General features: G+C 43.7%; 21 protein-coding genes. 3 read left to right on the forward strand and 18 right to left on the reverse strand.

From position 1 onward, the window contains the following. Positions 1-64: 64 nt before the first annotated feature. Positions 65-619, reverse strand: coding sequence for a signal peptidase I sipS (gene sipS, locus MHB62_RS11465; RefSeq protein WP_003246166.1), 555 nt, complete (start codon positions 617-619; stop codon positions 65-67). A 266-nt stretch (positions 620-885) separates the two neighbouring features. Between sipS and MHB62_RS11470 the strand changes: the two genes are divergently transcribed. Then, complete coding sequence (locus MHB62_RS11470; RefSeq protein ID WP_010886560.1) at positions 886-1122, forward strand: hypothetical protein; 237 nt, start codon at positions 886-888, stop codon at positions 1120-1122. Here the strand turns inward: MHB62_RS11470 and MHB62_RS11475 are convergent. After that, positions 1065-1271, reverse strand: a complete 207-nt coding sequence (locus MHB62_RS11475) for a zinc ribbon domain-containing protein (protein WP_003223929.1) — start codon at positions 1269-1271, stop codon at positions 1065-1067. The genes MHB62_RS11470 and MHB62_RS11475 overlap by 58 nt on opposite strands. 620 nt (positions 1272-1891) lie before the next feature. Next, positions 1892-2095, reverse strand: coding sequence for a hypothetical protein (locus MHB62_RS11480; RefSeq protein WP_004398590.1), 204 nt, complete (start codon positions 2093-2095; stop codon positions 1892-1894). Positions 2096-2760: 665 nt separating this feature from the next. On the opposite strand from MHB62_RS11480, the gene MHB62_RS11485 reads away from it, so the two are divergent. Continuing rightward, positions 2761-2973 carry a spore germination protein gene (locus MHB62_RS11485; protein WP_003230479.1) on the forward strand — a complete coding sequence of 71 codons (213 nt, stop codon included), beginning with the start codon at positions 2761-2763 and terminating at the stop codon, positions 2971-2973. 135 nt (positions 2974-3108) lie between these two features. On the opposite strand, the gene MHB62_RS11490 is transcribed toward MHB62_RS11485, so the two are convergent. After that, positions 3109-3540, reverse strand: a complete 432-nt coding sequence (locus tag MHB62_RS11490) for a peptidylprolyl isomerase (RefSeq protein WP_003223931.1) — start codon at positions 3538-3540, stop codon at positions 3109-3111. A 253-nt stretch (positions 3541-3793) separates the two neighbouring features. Here MHB62_RS11490 and MHB62_RS11495 point away from each other — a divergent pair, with 253 nt between their 5' ends. After that, entirely contained in the window at positions 3794-4666 is an 873-nt protein-coding gene (locus MHB62_RS11495) for a DUF1002 domain-containing protein (RefSeq protein WP_009967658.1), read from the forward strand. Positions 4667-4695: 29 nt separating this feature from the next. Here MHB62_RS11495 and lysA read toward each other — a convergent pair whose 3' ends face one another. The 14 genes from lysA to deoB all read right to left on the reverse strand — a co-directional run bounded on the left by lysA (position 4696) and on the right by deoB (position 16180). Beyond that, positions 4696-6015: a diaminopimelate decarboxylase gene (gene lysA, locus MHB62_RS11500; protein WP_004398851.1), complete on the reverse strand. Its 1320-nt coding sequence runs from the start codon at positions 6013-6015 to the stop codon at positions 4696-4698. Positions 6016-6120: 105 nt separating this feature from the next. Then, positions 6121-7602, reverse strand: a complete 1482-nt coding sequence (gene spoVAF, locus MHB62_RS11505) for a spore germination protein SpoVAF (protein WP_003230471.1) — start codon at positions 7600-7602, stop codon at positions 6121-6123. Then, entirely contained in the window at positions 7553-8164 is a 612-nt protein-coding gene (gene spoVAEA, locus MHB62_RS11510) for a stage V sporulation protein SpoVABEA (RefSeq protein ID WP_003230469.1), read from the reverse strand. Before spoVAEA ends, spoVAF begins: the two co-directional genes overlap by 50 nt. A gap of 7 nt (positions 8165-8171) precedes the next feature. Then, a complete protein-coding gene (gene spoVAE, locus MHB62_RS11515; protein ID WP_003230467.1) occupies positions 8172-8522 on the reverse strand; it encodes a stage V sporulation protein AE in 351 nt (116 codons plus the stop codon). Between the two features lies 1 nt (position 8523). Continuing rightward, a complete protein-coding gene (gene spoVAD, locus MHB62_RS11520; protein WP_003230465.1) occupies positions 8524-9540 on the reverse strand; it encodes a stage V sporulation protein AD in 1017 nt (338 codons plus the stop codon). A gap of 12 nt (positions 9541-9552) precedes the next feature. After that, the gene (gene spoVAC / locus MHB62_RS11525; RefSeq protein WP_003223947.1) at positions 9553-10005 is read right to left on the reverse strand and encodes a stage V sporulation protein AC; all 453 of its coding nucleotides are present in this window, start codon (positions 10003-10005) and stop codon (positions 9553-9555) included. A gap of 12 nt (positions 10006-10017) precedes the next feature. Then, positions 10018-10443 (reverse strand): stage V sporulation protein SpoVAB, encoded by a 426-nt coding sequence (gene spoVAB, locus MHB62_RS11530; RefSeq protein ID WP_003230463.1) that lies wholly within the window; start codon positions 10441-10443, stop codon positions 10018-10020. Beyond that, complete coding sequence (gene spoVAA / locus MHB62_RS11535; RefSeq protein WP_015714205.1) at positions 10433-11053, reverse strand: stage V sporulation protein SpoVAA; 621 nt, start codon at positions 11051-11053, stop codon at positions 10433-10435. Before spoVAA ends, spoVAB begins: the two co-directional genes overlap by 11 nt. Positions 11054-11179: 126 nt before the next feature. After that, the gene (gene sigF, locus MHB62_RS11540; RefSeq protein ID WP_003230458.1) at positions 11180-11947 is read right to left on the reverse strand and encodes an RNA polymerase sporulation sigma factor SigF; all 768 of its coding nucleotides are present in this window, start codon (positions 11945-11947) and stop codon (positions 11180-11182) included. An 11-nt stretch (positions 11948-11958) separates the two neighbouring features. Further along, positions 11959-12399 (reverse strand): anti-sigma F factor, encoded by a 441-nt coding sequence (spoIIAB, locus tag MHB62_RS11545; protein WP_032722056.1) that lies wholly within the window; start codon positions 12397-12399, stop codon positions 11959-11961. Next, on the reverse strand, positions 12396-12749 hold the full coding sequence (gene spoIIAA / locus MHB62_RS11550) for an anti-sigma F factor antagonist (protein ID WP_004398633.1): 354 nt from the start codon (positions 12747-12749) through the stop codon (positions 12396-12398). Before spoIIAA ends, spoIIAB begins: the two co-directional genes overlap by 4 nt. A 95-nt stretch (positions 12750-12844) precedes the next feature. Further along, complete coding sequence (gene dacF, locus MHB62_RS11555) at positions 12845-14014, reverse strand: D-alanyl-D-alanine carboxypeptidase DacF (RefSeq protein ID WP_004398637.1); 1170 nt, start codon at positions 14012-14014, stop codon at positions 12845-12847. 153 nt (positions 14015-14167) lie between these two features. Beyond that, positions 14168-14983, reverse strand: a complete 816-nt coding sequence (locus tag MHB62_RS11560) for a purine nucleoside phosphorylase I, inosine and guanosine-specific (RefSeq protein WP_003230447.1) — start codon at positions 14981-14983, stop codon at positions 14168-14170. 12 nt (positions 14984-14995) lie between these two features. Continuing rightward, positions 14996-16180 carry a phosphopentomutase gene (gene deoB / locus MHB62_RS11565; protein ID WP_032722059.1) on the reverse strand — a complete coding sequence of 395 codons (1185 nt, stop codon included), beginning with the start codon at positions 16178-16180 and terminating at the stop codon, positions 14996-14998. Between the last annotated feature and the right edge of the window lie 83 nt (positions 16181-16263).

A 16263-nucleotide genomic window follows, 5' to 3' on the forward strand; every position in this document is an offset into this window, starting at 1 on the left:
CTGTTTTAAGGGGATGACCGCAAAAAAGATATAAAAAAGCAGCCTCTCGGGAAGCTGCTTGATCCTAATTTGTTTTGCGCATTTCGTTAAACGGGTAGAAAACAAACTTTGACGTACCCGCAATTTGTTTTTTCGTGAAGAGGCCAAGGCCGTTACGGCTGTCCATGGAATTGCGACGATTGTCACCCATCACAAAATACTTGTTATCAGGCACTTTAACCGGGCCGAAATCATCGGTCAAATGGTCAAAACCGTCCTGTTTCGCTCTCTTTTTATTAGCCGCCAAATAAGGTTCGTCCACCTTTTTCCCGTTGATATAGAGCTGGTCATTTTTCATCTCAACCGTATCGCCGGGAAGGCCGATAATACGTTTGACATAGTGAACATCATCTCCGTTTAACACGACGATGTCTCCTCTATCAAACTCGCCGATGTATTTGACTGTCATATTAACAAAAACCCTTTCACGGTTGTGAAGTGTAGGATACATAGAGTCACCATCAACGACATACGGCGCAAAAATAAAGTTGCGGATGAGCAAAGCAAGAACGACAGCAATCACAATTGCTTTTGCCCATTCTAATATTGACTTTTTCTTCGAAACATTTTCTGATTTCAACTGATTTCCTCCAATAAACAACGGTCTTCAATTTATGTTATCACGAATCGAAAAAAAATCCCATTAGGACCATTGAAGTGATTTTACAAACTGTTAATCTTCATCTTCTACCCACATCATGCCTATTTTTTCTTGTCGATCATAACTAGGCCTGAAAATATTGAAAGAAATGAATCGCATAATTCAGAAGCGATGGACTCAGAAGAAAGAGAGTTCTCATATGCAAAATCTTTAGATCGTATATAAAGCATGAGGTTACGGGCAGTTTGTTCATTTACTGCATTCCATTGATCTCCCAGTCCATGATACCCATGGCACTTGACAAAACAATTAACGTCATGAAGGTTACTGGAATGTTTGCGGCAACCTATTTCACAGGTGATAACCGCACCCCGTTTTTTGCTTTCATAATATGTTTAAAATCATTCAAGCTCGAAAACATGGATCAGCCTCCAAAAAATAAATCCAATATATTCCCGGCAGTTGAAGACTCTTTATTATAAAACTCTGAATATCCGCAGTTCTTACAGTAAACCACTAGAAATCGGTTATGCTGCACGTCAAACAGCTTTGATAATCCCGTGCCGGTTGTAGCTATTTCTTTTTGTCCGGCTTCAGTACTACCGCATTTTATACAGCCTTTGTTGTTCATATCGCGATCTCCTTTTCATTACATCACGTTTGTTTGATTTATTTTACTACAAAATATCAATCCCAATGACCCGTACTACTTTAAAGTTTACTTAATTTTGATTACATACTAATTGGGTTCGTTTCTCAGCTTGGTAAATCTTCTGGAGAAACGGAAAAGCTCCATGACCAAAACATTCAAACTCAGCCAAACACCGCCGAAGGCGTAACCCGCAGCAACATCACTCGGATACTGCTCATAAAGTACACACGGCTCAGCCCGATGAGGAATAAAACGATAATAAACAAAAAAATGCAACAGTTTGCAGACGCGTCTTGTGAGAATGACGAACAAAAAGATAAGCACAAAAACCAAAAATGACAAATGCCGTTAAAGTCTGTTCGCTCGGGAATGGATATAATACATGACTTTCCAAAGGAGCGTGAACAGGATGAAGGGAATGAAAGAGCCGTCTGATTCCCTCTTCATAAAGCTCCCCACCAATGACTAGGAAAAATAAGAAAGAGAGTTCGATTTTCCGATCTTGCCCTCTGAATACTGTCCAAAAAAAAGTTAGAACAATAACGGCTAACAGAACACCTCTCGACGCAAAAGCTTTCTGAATTGCAGCTGGGCCCAGTCTATACCCGATCCAATACGACATGCTCACTCCCACAGCTCCCCAATCCGGCCGCTAACATGCTTAGCACCCAGTTTAACTTTTCTTGAAACACGAGAACACCGGCAAACTCTCCCGGTCCAAGTAAAGCTAGAAGCTCTAACATCAAGACAATAAACAAGACGGCATATCCGTACTGTTCGAGCAACCCCGTCAAAACTTGCATGTGATTCTCCTTAAACTTTTTTGTTCTTTTATCATTCCCAATCCACTTTTTGTATAATCAGCACAATTTTATCTTCAGTCGTCCAACAACATTGTCTATGGCGGGATCTTCTCTCATACATTCTTTTTTGACATAGGAGGAGCAATAGCATGAAATGGGAGGAAACAAAAGATACGCAGGGAGTTTGCCAAAATTTTGGGCAGTTCGTTCTGCCACCGAGTCAGGTGTTTGTTTGCCCACCTCATCCCTTGTCAATTCCCCATTTTTCCCGTTTGAGGTTCGAAATGGTAAAGTATTTCACTTAGTTTCTTACATGAAGAGGTAAATTCTTTGCTCACCGAACTAGGATAGCGGCGTATGGCGATTTCTACATTGCATAACCACTGGTTATTTAGTGAGCCGTGAGCAATGTATATGCACTTTGAGTCAGCACAGGATGATCCTATTACATTCGCCAGAAAAGCAGCTGCCGCATTCAGAGTAGTTAAAAGAATAGACAGATATCTGGGCTTCCGGAAGCTTTAAAGGAGGCTCTTTTTTCGAGCATTTTTATAAATCAATAAAAACAGGCATCTCCTAAATATTTTTGCCGATAAGTTTACGCTAATCAACTCTAGCACTAATACATATAAAAAATAGAATGATATGAAAGGAGACTTGATAGTATGATTGATTATCCTATTAATATAAACAACGTTTCCGGGAACAGTGTAATTAACGTAGGCGGCGCTTTTATGATCAGGCCTTTAACTTTGTCCAAATCTGTGTTTGGCTCCGGAGGTTTAAACACAGGAATTGTCTTTGAAAATAACTTTGTAAGCAAAGCTAAAATGATTAATCATCAATTTACTGATCAAAACGTCACCAAAACTTTTTAATGTATTCAATACACGGGGGTCACTAACTAAACACCTGGTTTTGCCAACCGCCATCAGCATTCGGCGGTTTTTTATTGAACATTTTTGGCCAATAAAAAAAGCTTCCTCTCTAAGAGGAAGCCTTTTGCCTGCCGATTAGCCTTCTACACGAACTTCTTTCATGACATCGCCATTAGACATGTTTTTCGCGAATTCTAATCCGCTTGTTACTTTACCAAATACAGTGTGAACACCGTTCAAATGAGGCTGTGGCTCATGAACGATGAAAAATTGGCTGCCGCCAGTGTCTTTTCCGGCATGTGCCATAGAAAGTGCGCCCGCCTCATGTGTATGCGGGTTGCCTTCTGTTTCACATTTGATTGTGTATCCCGGACCGCCTGTACCAGTTCCGTGCGGGCATCCGCCTTGGCTGACGAAGCCAGGGATCACTCGGTGGAATGTAAGCCCGTCATAAAAGCCTTCGTTCGCAAGCTTTTCAAAGTTTGCAACAGTTCCAGGTGCAGCTTCAGGATAAAGTTCAAATTCAATTTTGTTCCCGTCTTCTAATAAAAAGTAACCTGTTTTCAATTGTATGCCTACTTTCTTTATTTTAATTTTCAAAGGAGATTATGTATAGGTTATAGCCTGTCTCTCCTTGTCGCGGCTATTATACCACACCTTTCGGGGGAAAACGAATCTCCCGAGCTTTACTAAAAAATAAAAATGAAACCTGAATCTCTTTATCTCCGTCTAACCTAACGGAACTGTATTTTTCATGATTCAGGTCCTCACAAAGCAGCACTATCCAGCTGCTTGTGAAATTGAAGGAGGTCAAACTGCTTTGAAGAAAATTTGGATTGGAATGCTGGCAGCGGCCGTTTTGCTGCTGATGGTTCCGAAGGTCAGTCTCGCGGATGCCGCAGTTGGAGATGTCATTGTAACACTGGGTGCTGATTTGTCAGAATCTGACAAACAAAAAGTGCTTGATGAAATGAATGTCCCTGATAATGCCACAACGGTAACCGTGACCAATAAGGAAGAACATGAATATTTAGGAAAATATATATCGAACGCGCAAATCGGATCGAGAGCGATTTCTTCATCGTCAATCACCATTGCCAAAAAAGGCTCCGGATTGAATGTTGAGACCCATAATATCAGCGGCATCACAGATGAAATGTACCTGAATGCACTGATGACAGCCGGTGTTAAAGATGCGAAGGTGTATGTTACAGCACCGTTTGAAGTATCCGGGACTGCCGCTTTAACTGGATTGATTAAGGCGTATGAAGTTTCTTCTGACGAAGCGATCTCGGAGGATGTTAAGCAAGTCGCCAACCAAGAGCTTGTCACGACATCAGAGCTTGGAGACAAAATCGGTAACGAAAATGCGGCAGCCCTGATTGCAAAAATCAAAGAAGAGTTTGCTAAAAACGGGGTGCCTGATAATAAAGCTGACATCGAAAAACAAGTGGATGACGCAGCTTCTGATTTAAACGTCACACTTACAGACAGCCAAAAGAATCAGCTTGTCTCCCTATTCAATAAGATGAAAAACGCTGACATTGACTGGGGACAGGTCAGTGACCAGCTAGATAAAGCGAAAGATAAGATTACGAAATTCATAGAATCAGATGAAGGCAAAAACTTCATCCAGAAAGTCATTGATTTCTTCGTATCTATCTGGAATGCGATTGTATCTATATTCAAATAGGAAAAGCGCCGAAAAATCGGCGCTTTCTTTTATTGCTTTACACCCGTTTTAAATGGCAGATCAAGTTTTACAATATCTTCGTATGTTTCTCGCTTCACGACTAAATGAGCCTCACCGTTTTCGACAAATACAACGGCGGGTCTCGGAATACGGTTATAATTGTTGGCCATGCTGTATCCATAAGCGCCTGTACAAAAAACGGCAAGAAGATCGCCTTCTTTTACTTCCGGCAGGTCAATATCCCAAATCAGCATATCTCCGCTTTCACAGCACTTTCCGGCAATTGATACCGTTTTGTCATGCGCTTCTCCGATCCTGTTGGCTGCCGCAGCTTCATATTTAGCTTGGTAAAGCGCAGGACGAATATTGTCGTTCATGCCTCCGTCTACAGCCACATATTGGCGGACACCCGGCACTTCTTTTTGAGAGCCAACCGTATAAAGAGTTGTGCCTGCGTCTCCCACGAGAGAACGGCCCGGTTCGATCCAAATTTCCGGAATGTCAAAACCGTAACGGGAAGCATTTTCTTTCACAGCTTCGATAATTTTTTCAACGTATTCAGTGGCATGAAGCGGTTCATCATCTTCCGTATAACGAATGCCGAAACCTCCTCCAAGATTCAGCACCTTGGATACAAATGAATATGAATCTCTCCATTCGTCTAGTTTTTTGAAGATTTTTTCCGCTGCCAACACAAAACCGGCCGTATCAAAGATTTGCGAGCCGATATGGCAATGGACACCCAGCAGCTGAATGTGTTCCGATTGTAATACTTGTTCAATGGCCCGTTCAGTTTGTCCGTTATGAAGATCGAAACCAAACTTTGAATCTTCCTGGCCCGTTGTAATGTAGTCATGCGTATGCGCTTCTACTCCGGGCGTGATCCGAAGAAGAACATCGATGGAGTGACCCGTTTCTTTACATAGGTCTTCAAGAAGCGCAATTTCATAGAAATTATCCACCACAATGCAGCCGATGCGGTGCTCAAGCGCCATGCGCAGTTCTTCCCTGCTCTTATTGTTTCCATGAAAGTGGATGCGTTCTGCCGGAAAGCCTGCCGCAACAGCCGTATAAAGCTCTCCTCCGGATACGACATCTAAAGAAAGTCCCTCTTCCTCAGCGAGCTGAATCATTGCGACTGATGAGAATGCTTTGCTCGCATATGCCACCTGTGCTTTCAGCCCTGCAGAAATAAACGCCTGCTTAAAGCTTTTAGCACGCTCACGTATTAAAGCCACATCATATACGTAAAGAGGTGTACCATATTTCTCCGCTAAATAGAGAGCATCCACACCTCCGATTTCTAAATGACCATGTTGATTTTGTCTGCTTGTGCCGTGTAAGAACAATGTCATTCCCTCTTTCTCCGCTTATGGATGAAAGGACAGTTTTATGGACTGTCCCTTCATAATTAAGACATACATTATCATACTCTTCAGTCAGTTTCAATGCGATTATGAATTGGTAGGCTGCCTTAAGCGATTTTTGGGGTGAACGATGCTGGGTCTTACTTTTGCGCCAGGTTTCGCTGTGCGGACAAGAACCTGCCACAGCGCCTTTCCGTTAAAGGGAATCAGCGGCCATAAGTACGGTGTCTGAAGGGATTTGATGCTTGCCATGGCAATAATTAGCACTGTAAATCCGATGACGAGCCCTTTTATATGAAATAAAGCAACGAGTATCATGAGGACAAGACGGCTCATTTTGTTTGCCAAGCTTAATTCATAACTAGGCGTCGTAAAGGTTCCAATCGCCGCAAGTGAGACGTACAGAATCACCTCAGGAGAAAAAAGGCCGACCTCAATCGCAATCTGCCCGATCAGAACAGCGGCAATTAAACCCATTGCTGTCGATAAAGCCGTCGGTGTGTGAATGGCAGCCATTCTGAGAAACTCGATTCCTAAGTCAGCTAAAAATATCTGCAGGATGATCGGGATATGCGTATCTTTATTTAAACCGATAAATTTCATGTTGTCCGGGAGCAGATCAGGCTGAAGCACAAAGAGAAACCAGATCGGAAGAAATAAAGTAGAAGCAAGAATACCGAAAAATCTTACCCATCTTAAAAAGGTCCCGACTGAAGGCGCCTGCCTATATTCTTCAGCATGCTGCACATGGTGAAATAAAGTCGTCGGGGTAATGATCACACTCGGCGATGTGTCCACTATAATGATAACATGGCCTTCTAGAACATGATTTGCGGCCACATCCGGTCTTTCTGTATAGCGCACGAGCGGAAAAGGATTATAGCTTTGATTAACAATGAATTCCTCGACAGTTTTGTCTGCCATTGTTAATCCATCGACATCAATGGATGCAATTTCTTTTTCTACGATCTCAACCAGATCCGGATCAGCTATATCTTCTATATAACAAATGCTTAAATCCGTCTTTGACCGCTCACCAACTTTAGTCATCTTGACTCGAAGGCGTTCGTCTCTGATCCGCCTTCTGAGAAGGGCCGTATTGACGACGATATTTTCAACAAATCCGTCTCTGGCTCCCCTGACTACCTTTTCCGTATCAGGTTCTTCCGGGTTTCTGCCCGGATAGCTTCTGACGTCAATTATAAATGCGAAGCCTGCACCTTCAACAATGACAGCGACGAGCCCGGACAGCACTTGGTCGGTGGTTTCATCCAAGGTTTTTACTTTTTCGACCTGGGCGTTAAGCAGCCTGTTTTCGACGATGTCGACCAGCTCATCAGGGTCTTCTTTCCGATTGTTAATGGCAACAAGCTCTCTCATTAAATGAATAATATAGGCTGTATCGCATAATCCATTTAGATAGTAAAGCTGGATCTCTTTATCTAAAATCGTGAGCTTGCGAACACCTACATCATAGCTCGTCCCCATCCCAACACGGTTTTTGAAATACTCTTCATTTTTAGCTGGATTCCGATAAACCCGAATTTTCTCTTCCTTGTGGTCCGGCATGATACCCGCTCCTTTCTAAAATAAACTCGACCGCTTTCATGGTGATTGGCGACCCTTTTGAGATATCGTCTTTTCTGCCCATTTTGCCGATATCCCCGATACCGACAATAAGCGGGAGATCAAGTTTATCAAGGCAATAGACTGTATCTCCACTCATTCTGTGGTCATCAAATTCCCTTTCCCCGACTTTATCGACGCCGTATTCAGTTATTTCTCCATTGCGGTCAATGCTTACATCGACCCTGGTCCATTCAGCCTGATGTGTTTTTGACGCGACCGCAATCACACCGAGCACTTCAATAGACGGATGGGTTGCGACATAGGTTAGAGCGGCTTCTCCTGGACCCTCTCCTTGAAGGCCGGAGTCGTCAAACATGACAAATACAGGATCATACGGTGCTGAGGCGATCAGCTTGACAAGCTCGGCGCCGCTGCGGGTGGAAGGATTCCCTTTTGATTGTGAAATGCATCGGCCTCCCACTTTGCTTGCGGCGTATTCAATTGTTTTAGCGGCATAAACATCCCCGTCTGTTACCAGTATGACCTTGCGTTTTGTCGTCATGTCGGCATTATCCTTTCGGTTTGAAAATAACAGCTACGATAAAGGCGAAAAGAATAGCGGCTGAGATACCGGCCGAGGTCAGCTCAAAAATCCCCATGCCGATTCCGATAAATCCGTGTATATGCGCCTGATGCATGGCGCCGTGCAGAAGACTGTGACCGAAGCTGACGATCGGAACGGTGGCGCCTCCTCCGGCAAATTCAATAAATTTATCGTAAATGCCGAAACCATCTAATATTGCACCGATTACAACAAATGATGTCATGACATGAGCTGGCGTCAATTTAAAAATATCCAAGAGCAGCTGGCCGACGATACAAATGGCCCCGCCGCAGACAAAAGCCAAAAGGTAGTCCATGTTAAGATGCACCTCCTGCACGCTCAAATACAACCCCGTGGGCGATAGTCGGGATGGTTTCTTTTTGCTGGATCATCGTCGGGCTTAATAGCGCCCCGGTCGCCACGACAAATACACGGTTTAGTTTTCCTTCTCTCAGCTGCTTAAAAATATGAGAGTAGGTGACAACCGCTGAACAAGCACAGCCGCTCCCCCCGGCAAAGACCTGCTGATCCGGAGTGTAAATCAGAAGCCCGCAATCATCATGCTTTGTGCCGACTGGATATCCATCTTCTTTTAAAATGTCTTTTACGATTGGAGAACCGACGCCTGACAGGTCACCTGTCAGGATTAGATCATAGTCATCCGCTGTCCGGTTGAGATCTTTAAAGTGCTGCTTAATCGTATCAGCTGCAGCCGGAGCCATAGCCGATCCCATATCAAAAGGATCTGTAATTCCTAAATCAGAAACCTTCCCGACAGTCGCACTTGTGATTTGGATATCACCCGGTGTCTGACTGATGACAACTGCACCGCTTCCGGTTACAGTGGAGGTAGCAGTGTCCGGTTTTTGGCCTCCGTATTCTGTCGGATAGCGAAACTGTCTTTCCGCAGTTGCATTGTGACTGCTGGTGGCAGCGAGTGCCCTTTTGGCAAACCCGCCATCAACTAAGGCTGATGCGACAGCCACTGTTTCCATTGATGTTGAACAGGCGCCAAACATACAAAGAAATGGGATTTTCAAGTGTCTTGCGACATAGTTAGCCGTCACGTTTTGGTTCAGCAAGTCGCCTGCCAGCAATAGGTCAATATCATCTTTTGTCAGATTGTTTTTTTGAAGCGCAACATTAACAGCGTCTTCCATCAGCTGCCGTTCCGCCATTTCCCAGCTTTTTTGATTACAATGCATTTCGTCATAGGTTTTATCAAATAAAGAGCCGAGCGGTCCGTCTTTTTCCTTTGGTCCTGCTGCCGTTCCCGCTGAGTTGACAAATATGGGATGTTCAAATACCCAGGTTTGCTTTCCTGTTAATTTCATTTTCTTCTCCTCCTATGACATCAGTTTCTCAAAAGCAAACCGAATCATTCCAACGATGTATGCAGCTACAACTCCGAAAACAATAACATTTCCTGCCAGTTTAAACATATTTGTCGCTACTCCAAGCACTAATCCTTCGCTTTTATATTCAAGAGCCGCGCTTGCCATACTGTTGGCAAAACCTGTGACAGGTACGGCTGAACCTGCGCCTGCGAATTGTCCGATTCTGTCATAGATTCCAAACCCTGTAAGCAGGGCAGAAATTAATATCAGCGTTGCAGCTGTTGGATTCCCCGCAGTTTTTTCATTGAAATCAAAAAAATGGATATAAAAATTTTGCAGACCTTGCCCGATTGCACAAATCAGTCCGCCCACTAAAAAGGCTTTTACACAGTTCCAGACGTAAGGGGGCTTAGGCTGATATGTTTTCACTTTTGATTTGTAATTTTCTTTTATGTTTGTCATCTTGAAACCTCCTTATGAATGGTCAATAAAGTACAGCCAGTGAAATAAAGATCCCGCGATTTTCCCAATCACGATGGCCATTAATAAAATAATGATTTTACTTCTGAGCCCGATTCGTTTTGCCAAAATCGGCAGGACATTTAAAACCTCTGTAAGAGCAGCAGCTAGCATCCCGACGAACAAACCTGCCAGAAGCCCGACCGGCACAGCTATCCATTTTGTTAGATAAAGATGATTCATATGAAGCGTCTCCCATCCCCCGCAAACCGCGCCAAGAATAACAGCCGCTTCATAAGCCTGAACAAATCTCATTGTTTTGGTGAGCTGCATCAGCCGCGGAATGATTCCCATTACGGTTAAAAAAGCAACGAAACCCGCCCCCACCGTTATGCCTCCGCCGAGCCCGACAAAAATAATGAACAATACACTAACGATCATGCAGATCCTTTATGGTTTCTTGATTCTCATGCATGGCCACATATTGATCGAGATCAAGCTGATAGTTAAACATCTCAACCTCCAGCGGGCTGGGCTCTTCATTTAGGCGCTTTTTAAATATGTGGTTAAAAAACACGATCATCCCCAGTCCCAAACCGATGCTGTATGGGATTTGAAGCAAATATGGATAGTCATTCCTCTCTCCGGTTATGATTTCATATAGTGCGATATGAACATCTCTCATGCTTACATCCTCATGAAAGTTCATGATGGCAAGACACGATCCAATAAACAGAAGCAGCCAGACACCGATAAATAGAACCGTTGATAAATTTCGCTTTCGATATTGAATTTCAACAATGGTTTCTGCTCCGCCTACGGTTTGAACATCAAGTGTCGGATCTTGTAAATGAATGGCTCTGAGGACTTGTATGATATCCAGAATTACGATATTTTTATCTTTTTCGCTCACCTGATAAAGCGGCATAGCCGAAAGTTTCTTTTTCAGCTGAAGCTGCCCTTCTATTTGCGCGGCATCTCCAACGGTAATAATATCCCCTGGATGTGCCAGCACCCGGTGGCGAAGCCGGATAAATATTCGTCGTTCCATCATTGATCACCATCTTTCGGTGGTTATATATGTAGTATGTGGTTCGATTTTGTTCTCATTCATCCGCTCGAAAAGACCATAAATTACCACGCTTTTGCACACAAAAAAGCTAGCCTGCACTGCAGACTAGCCATCCGTATGATCCATTTGAACCTTGATCTGTTTTAATATTTTCTTTTCAAGCCTGGAAACCTGCACCTGAGAGATCCCGAGCCGCTCAGCCACCTCGGACTGTGTCTGGTCTTTATAATATCTGAGATAGACGATTAGTTTTTCCCTTTCCTCCAAATCGCTGATTGCTTCTTTCAGCGCAATTTTGTCAAACCATTTTTCTTCTGAGTTGTCAGCGATTTGATCAAGCAGGGTAATCGGATCTCCGTCATTTTCATAAACGGTTTCGTGAATCGAAGATGGAGCCCTTACCGCCTCTTGGGCCAGTACAACATCCTCAGCTTCAATCTCCAAATGGTCAGCGATCTCCTGCACCGTCGGCACTCTGCCCAGTGTTTTCGAAAGCTCATCCTTTGCGCGCCGGATTTTGTTTCCAAGCTCTTTTAATGACCTTGATACCTTTACGGTTCCGTCATCACGGATAAATCGTTGGATTTCTCCGATAATCATCGGCACTGCATACGTTGAAAAACGCACATCATAGGTTAAATCAAATTTGTCAACAGATTTTAACAGCCCGATGCAGCCGATCTGGAAGAGATCGTCAGGCTCATATCCTCTGTTTAAAAACCGCTGTACGACAGACCAAACAAGACGCATGTTTTTTTCTATGAGGAGGTCTCTTGCCTGCTGGTCGCCATTTTGGCTTTGTTTGATTAATTCCTTTACTTCATGATCCTTCAGCTGAGCGTTTTTGCCGTTTTTCTTAACCTCCACATCCATAACAAATCTCCTTAATTACAAAGCGCTTTGCTTTTTGATAAGTGCTTTGTTAAGCGAATCGTTGTTCCCATTTCAGGCGATGAATCGATACTGACATCATCCATGAAATTTTCCATAATGGTAAAGCCCATTCCAGAGCGCTCAAGCTCAGGCTTAGTCGTAAATAGAGGCTGACGGGCTTCTTCAAGATCTGTAATGCCTAAGCCTTCATCACGAATAGTAATATATACGACATGATCTTCCAGCGTCACTGAAATGTAAACTTTTCCTTCACAGTTCTCTTCATATCCATGGATAATCGCATTCGTGACAGCCTCTGACACGACTGTTTTGATTTCAGTCAGTTCATCCATTGTCGGGTCCAGCTGAGCTATAAATGATGCAACTGTCACACGGGCGAACGATTCATTCTGACTGAGGGCAGAAAACTCAATGTGCATTTCATTTTTCATGATGCCACCCCCAGTGTCAGGAGCGCCTGCTGTTCAGATTGTTCAAATCGGATAATTTTAAACAGACCCGACATATCAAACAATCGCTTCACCGCAGGAGAGATAGCGCAAACGACCATTTCCCCGCCAATTTGCTTAATTTGCTTGTATCTTCCTAAAATAACGCCAAGCCCCGAGCTGTCCATAAAGGAGAGGTCCTCCAAGTTCAGCACGATATGGCGAATATCATCCTTCTCCAATGATTGAGTCACTTTTTGCTTCAGGGTTTCAGCCGTATGGTGATCGAGTTCGCCTGTTAATCGAATACAAAGCACAGATTCTTTGACATTCATGTCAATTCCAAGGCTCATGCTCATTCCTCCTTGATATGATCGGATAATGAGTGTTTCGATTTCGACGGAATGAATTCCTTCACCGTGACAAAACTAGTGGTCATTCGGCATAATTACTTAAATTTTGTCCAGTCTCCCATCGTCCGCTTTAAGAATGTGATAAACCCGGCTTTCTTCATATCTTCTTTTGCAGCAACAGGACTTTCAGCGAGTACTTCTCCATCCTTTTTCAGAACAAGAGTGCCAAGCTCTTGGCCTTTTTGAATCGGAGCACTAATATTGTCCTTCATCTTGATTTCTTTTTTCACATCGTTCATATCCTCGCCTTTTTTCGTCAATATTGAAATCGGCTCAGATGTAGTGAGTTCGATAAATTTTTGTTTCCCTTTTTTGACCTTTACTTTTGCTACTGTTTGATTTCGTTTATATAAAGGATGCGTTTCATATTGGCTAAAGGCGAAGTCAAGCATTTTTGTCACTTGCGCGTTTCTTTCTTTAGGCGTGCTCGCTCCGAATACAACCGCTATGGCCCGCATGTTTCCTTTTTTAGCCGAAGCAGTCAGACAATATTTCGCTTCGCCTGTATAGCCTGTTTTTACGCCGTCTACACCAGGATAAAATTTGATAAGGCGATTTGTATTTACAAGCCAAAACTTTTTATCTGTATTTTCACGCAGATAATCTTCATACGTGCCGGTAAACTTCGTAATTGATTCGTATTTCAATAATTCCTTAGCCATGATTGCCATGTCATAAGCAGAGCTGTAGTGTCCTTCCTCGGTCAGTCCTGTTGGGTTTTTAAAGGATGTATTTTTCAATCCCAGCTCTTTTGCTTTTTTATTCATTTTCTTCACAAATTCTTCTTCAGAGCCGGAAATAAATTCAGCCATGGCGACGGAAGCGTCATTTCCCGAAGCGATTGCGATGCCTTTCAGCATTTCTTTGACAGTCATTTCTTCGCCGGGCTCAAGGAAGATCTGTGAGCCGCCCATTGACGCCGCATGCTCGCTTGTACGGACTTTATCACTCATTTTGATTTTGCCTTTATCTAAAGCTTCCATAATCAAAAGCATCGTCATAATTTTCGTCATGCTTGCAGGCGCCAGTCTCTCATTGCTGTTCTTGTTGTAAAGCACTTTTCCCGTGTCACGTTCTATCAGCACCGCAGACTTCGCTTCATGAGCAAGCTCCGATGTACGTTTTCCGTCTTGTTTTGCAAATGCAGACGGTGCAAATGTAAGCAGCATTATACCAATCAACAAAGTGGATAAAAGACGTTTCATCTCAAAAGCCCTCCATTTCATAATCCTTTTTATTTTTTCCAAGCGGGATGGTTTTATACGCCACTGATGGAAAATGTTTCGAATTTTGGGCATAAAAAAGACAGCTGTGTGATATCAGACACAGCTGTCTTTTGGTCCTGCATTGATTCATTTTTATTCGTACTGAGCGACGATCGCTTTAACAAGCTTTAAGAATCCAGCTTTTACTTTTTCGGTCACTTCCATCACTTCATCGTGACTTAAAGGCTGATCCAGAATTCCGGCTGCCGCGTTAGAGATGCAGGAAATGCCAAGAACCCGCATTCCCGCATGATTCGCTACAATGACTTCCGGAACAGTAGACATGCCGACTGCATCAGAGCCCATCGTTCTTAAGAAACGGACTTCTGCCGGTGTTTCGTAAGAAGGTCCTGTCACAGCAGTGTACACGCCTTTTTGAATTGGGATATTAAGGTCTTTCGCAATCTTTTCAGCCAGGCTGGACAGATCTTTGTCATAGGCTGAAGACATATCTGGAAATCTGGCGCCGAAATCTGCTTCGTTTGGCCCGATTAACGGGTTTGTTCCCATAAAGTTGATATGATCGGTAATAATCATTAAGTCTCCCGCACGGAATTCAGTGTTGACACCGCCTGCGGCATTTGTCACGATCAACGCTTCCACACCGAGCGCTTTCATCACGCGTACAGGGAATGTGACTTTCTCCATTGAGTAGCCTTCATAAAAATGAAAGCGGCCCTGCATTGCAATGACGGAAACTCCTTCAAGAGTGCCAAGCACAAGCTGTCCGGCATGCCCTTCAACAGTAGATACCGGGAATTCAGGTATATCTTCATATTTCAGCTTGACCGGATTTTCAATTTCGTCCGCCAAAATGCCAAGACCTGAGCCTAAAATAAGGCCGATCTTCGGAGATTCCGGCAGGTTTTGTTTAATAAAAGCGGCTGCGCGTTCAATTCTGTCCTTCAAGAAACAGTCCCCCTATTGTAATAAAGATAAAAAGCTTTTCCCGTATTTCGGTTTATTCGTTTGGAAATTATCAGCGATCGTTGCGCCGATATCAGCAAATGTATCTGCAAGCGGCAGCATTTGCGCTTTCTTATGTTTTTTGCTGTAAGCGAGAATCGGCACATACTCGCGTGTATGGTCAGTCCCATGATGAATCGGATCATTGCCATGGTCGGCTGTAATAATTAACAGATCGTCTTCTCTCATTTTTTCAAACACTTCCGGAAGCCGCGCATCAAATTCTTCAAGCGCGCGTCCGTAGCCTTCAGGGTCACGGCGGTGTCCGAATAACGCGTCAAAATCAACAAGGTTCGCAAAGCTCAGACCCGTAAAGTCTTCTCCCAGCGTATCGATCACCTTGTCCATTCCGTCCATATTGGAAACCGTTCTGCGTGAAGAAGTAATGCCTTCTCCGTCGTAAATATCAGAGATTTTACCGATTGAAATCACATCTAAGCCGCTGTCTTTCAATTCATTCATGACAGTGCGATCAAACGGTTTAAGGGCATAGTCATGGCGGTTTGGCGTCCGTTTGAATTGACCCGGCTCTCCGACGAACGGCCGTGCAATAATGCGGCCAACCATATATTTCGGATCAAGCGTCAGCTCTCTCGCCGTTTCGCAAATGCGATACAGCTCCTCAAGCGGCACAACCTCTTCGTGAGCGGCAATTTGCAGAACAGAGTCAGCAGACGTGTAAACAATTAAAGCCCCTGTCTCCATGTGCTCCTGACCAAGCTCATCCAAAATCGCTGTGCCGGAAGCCGGCTTGTTTCCAATAATTTTGCGGCCAGATCTCTTTTCCAGCTCTTGAAGCAATTCATCAGGAAAGCCTTCCGGGAACACTTTAAATGGTTTATCAATGTATAAACCCATAATCTCCCAATGGCCGGTCATCGTATCTTTTCCGTTTGACGCTTCTTGCATTTTTCCATAATAGGCAAGCGGATGTTCTGTTTTTTCTACACCTTTGATATCTTCGATAAGACCAAGGCCGAGCTTTTCCATATTCGGCATATGTAATCCGTTCATATGCTCGGCAATATGACCGAGCGTATGAGCGCCTTCGTCATTAAAGTCAGCGGCATCCGGCGCTTCGCCGATTCCGACTGAGTCCATCACAATTAAAAACACACGATTATATTTGTATGCAGGCATCTTGAAAGCCTCCTTTTTTTCTATACGTCTATTGTATCGCTAAGAGGTCTGACAACTCAAGTATAAACCGTTTTCATTCCCGT

It is taken from the genome of Bacillus sp. FSL K6-0255 (genome assembly GCF_045040725.1).
Taxonomy (GTDB): domain Bacteria; phylum Bacillota; class Bacilli; order Bacillales; family Bacillaceae; genus Bacillus; species Bacillus subtilis.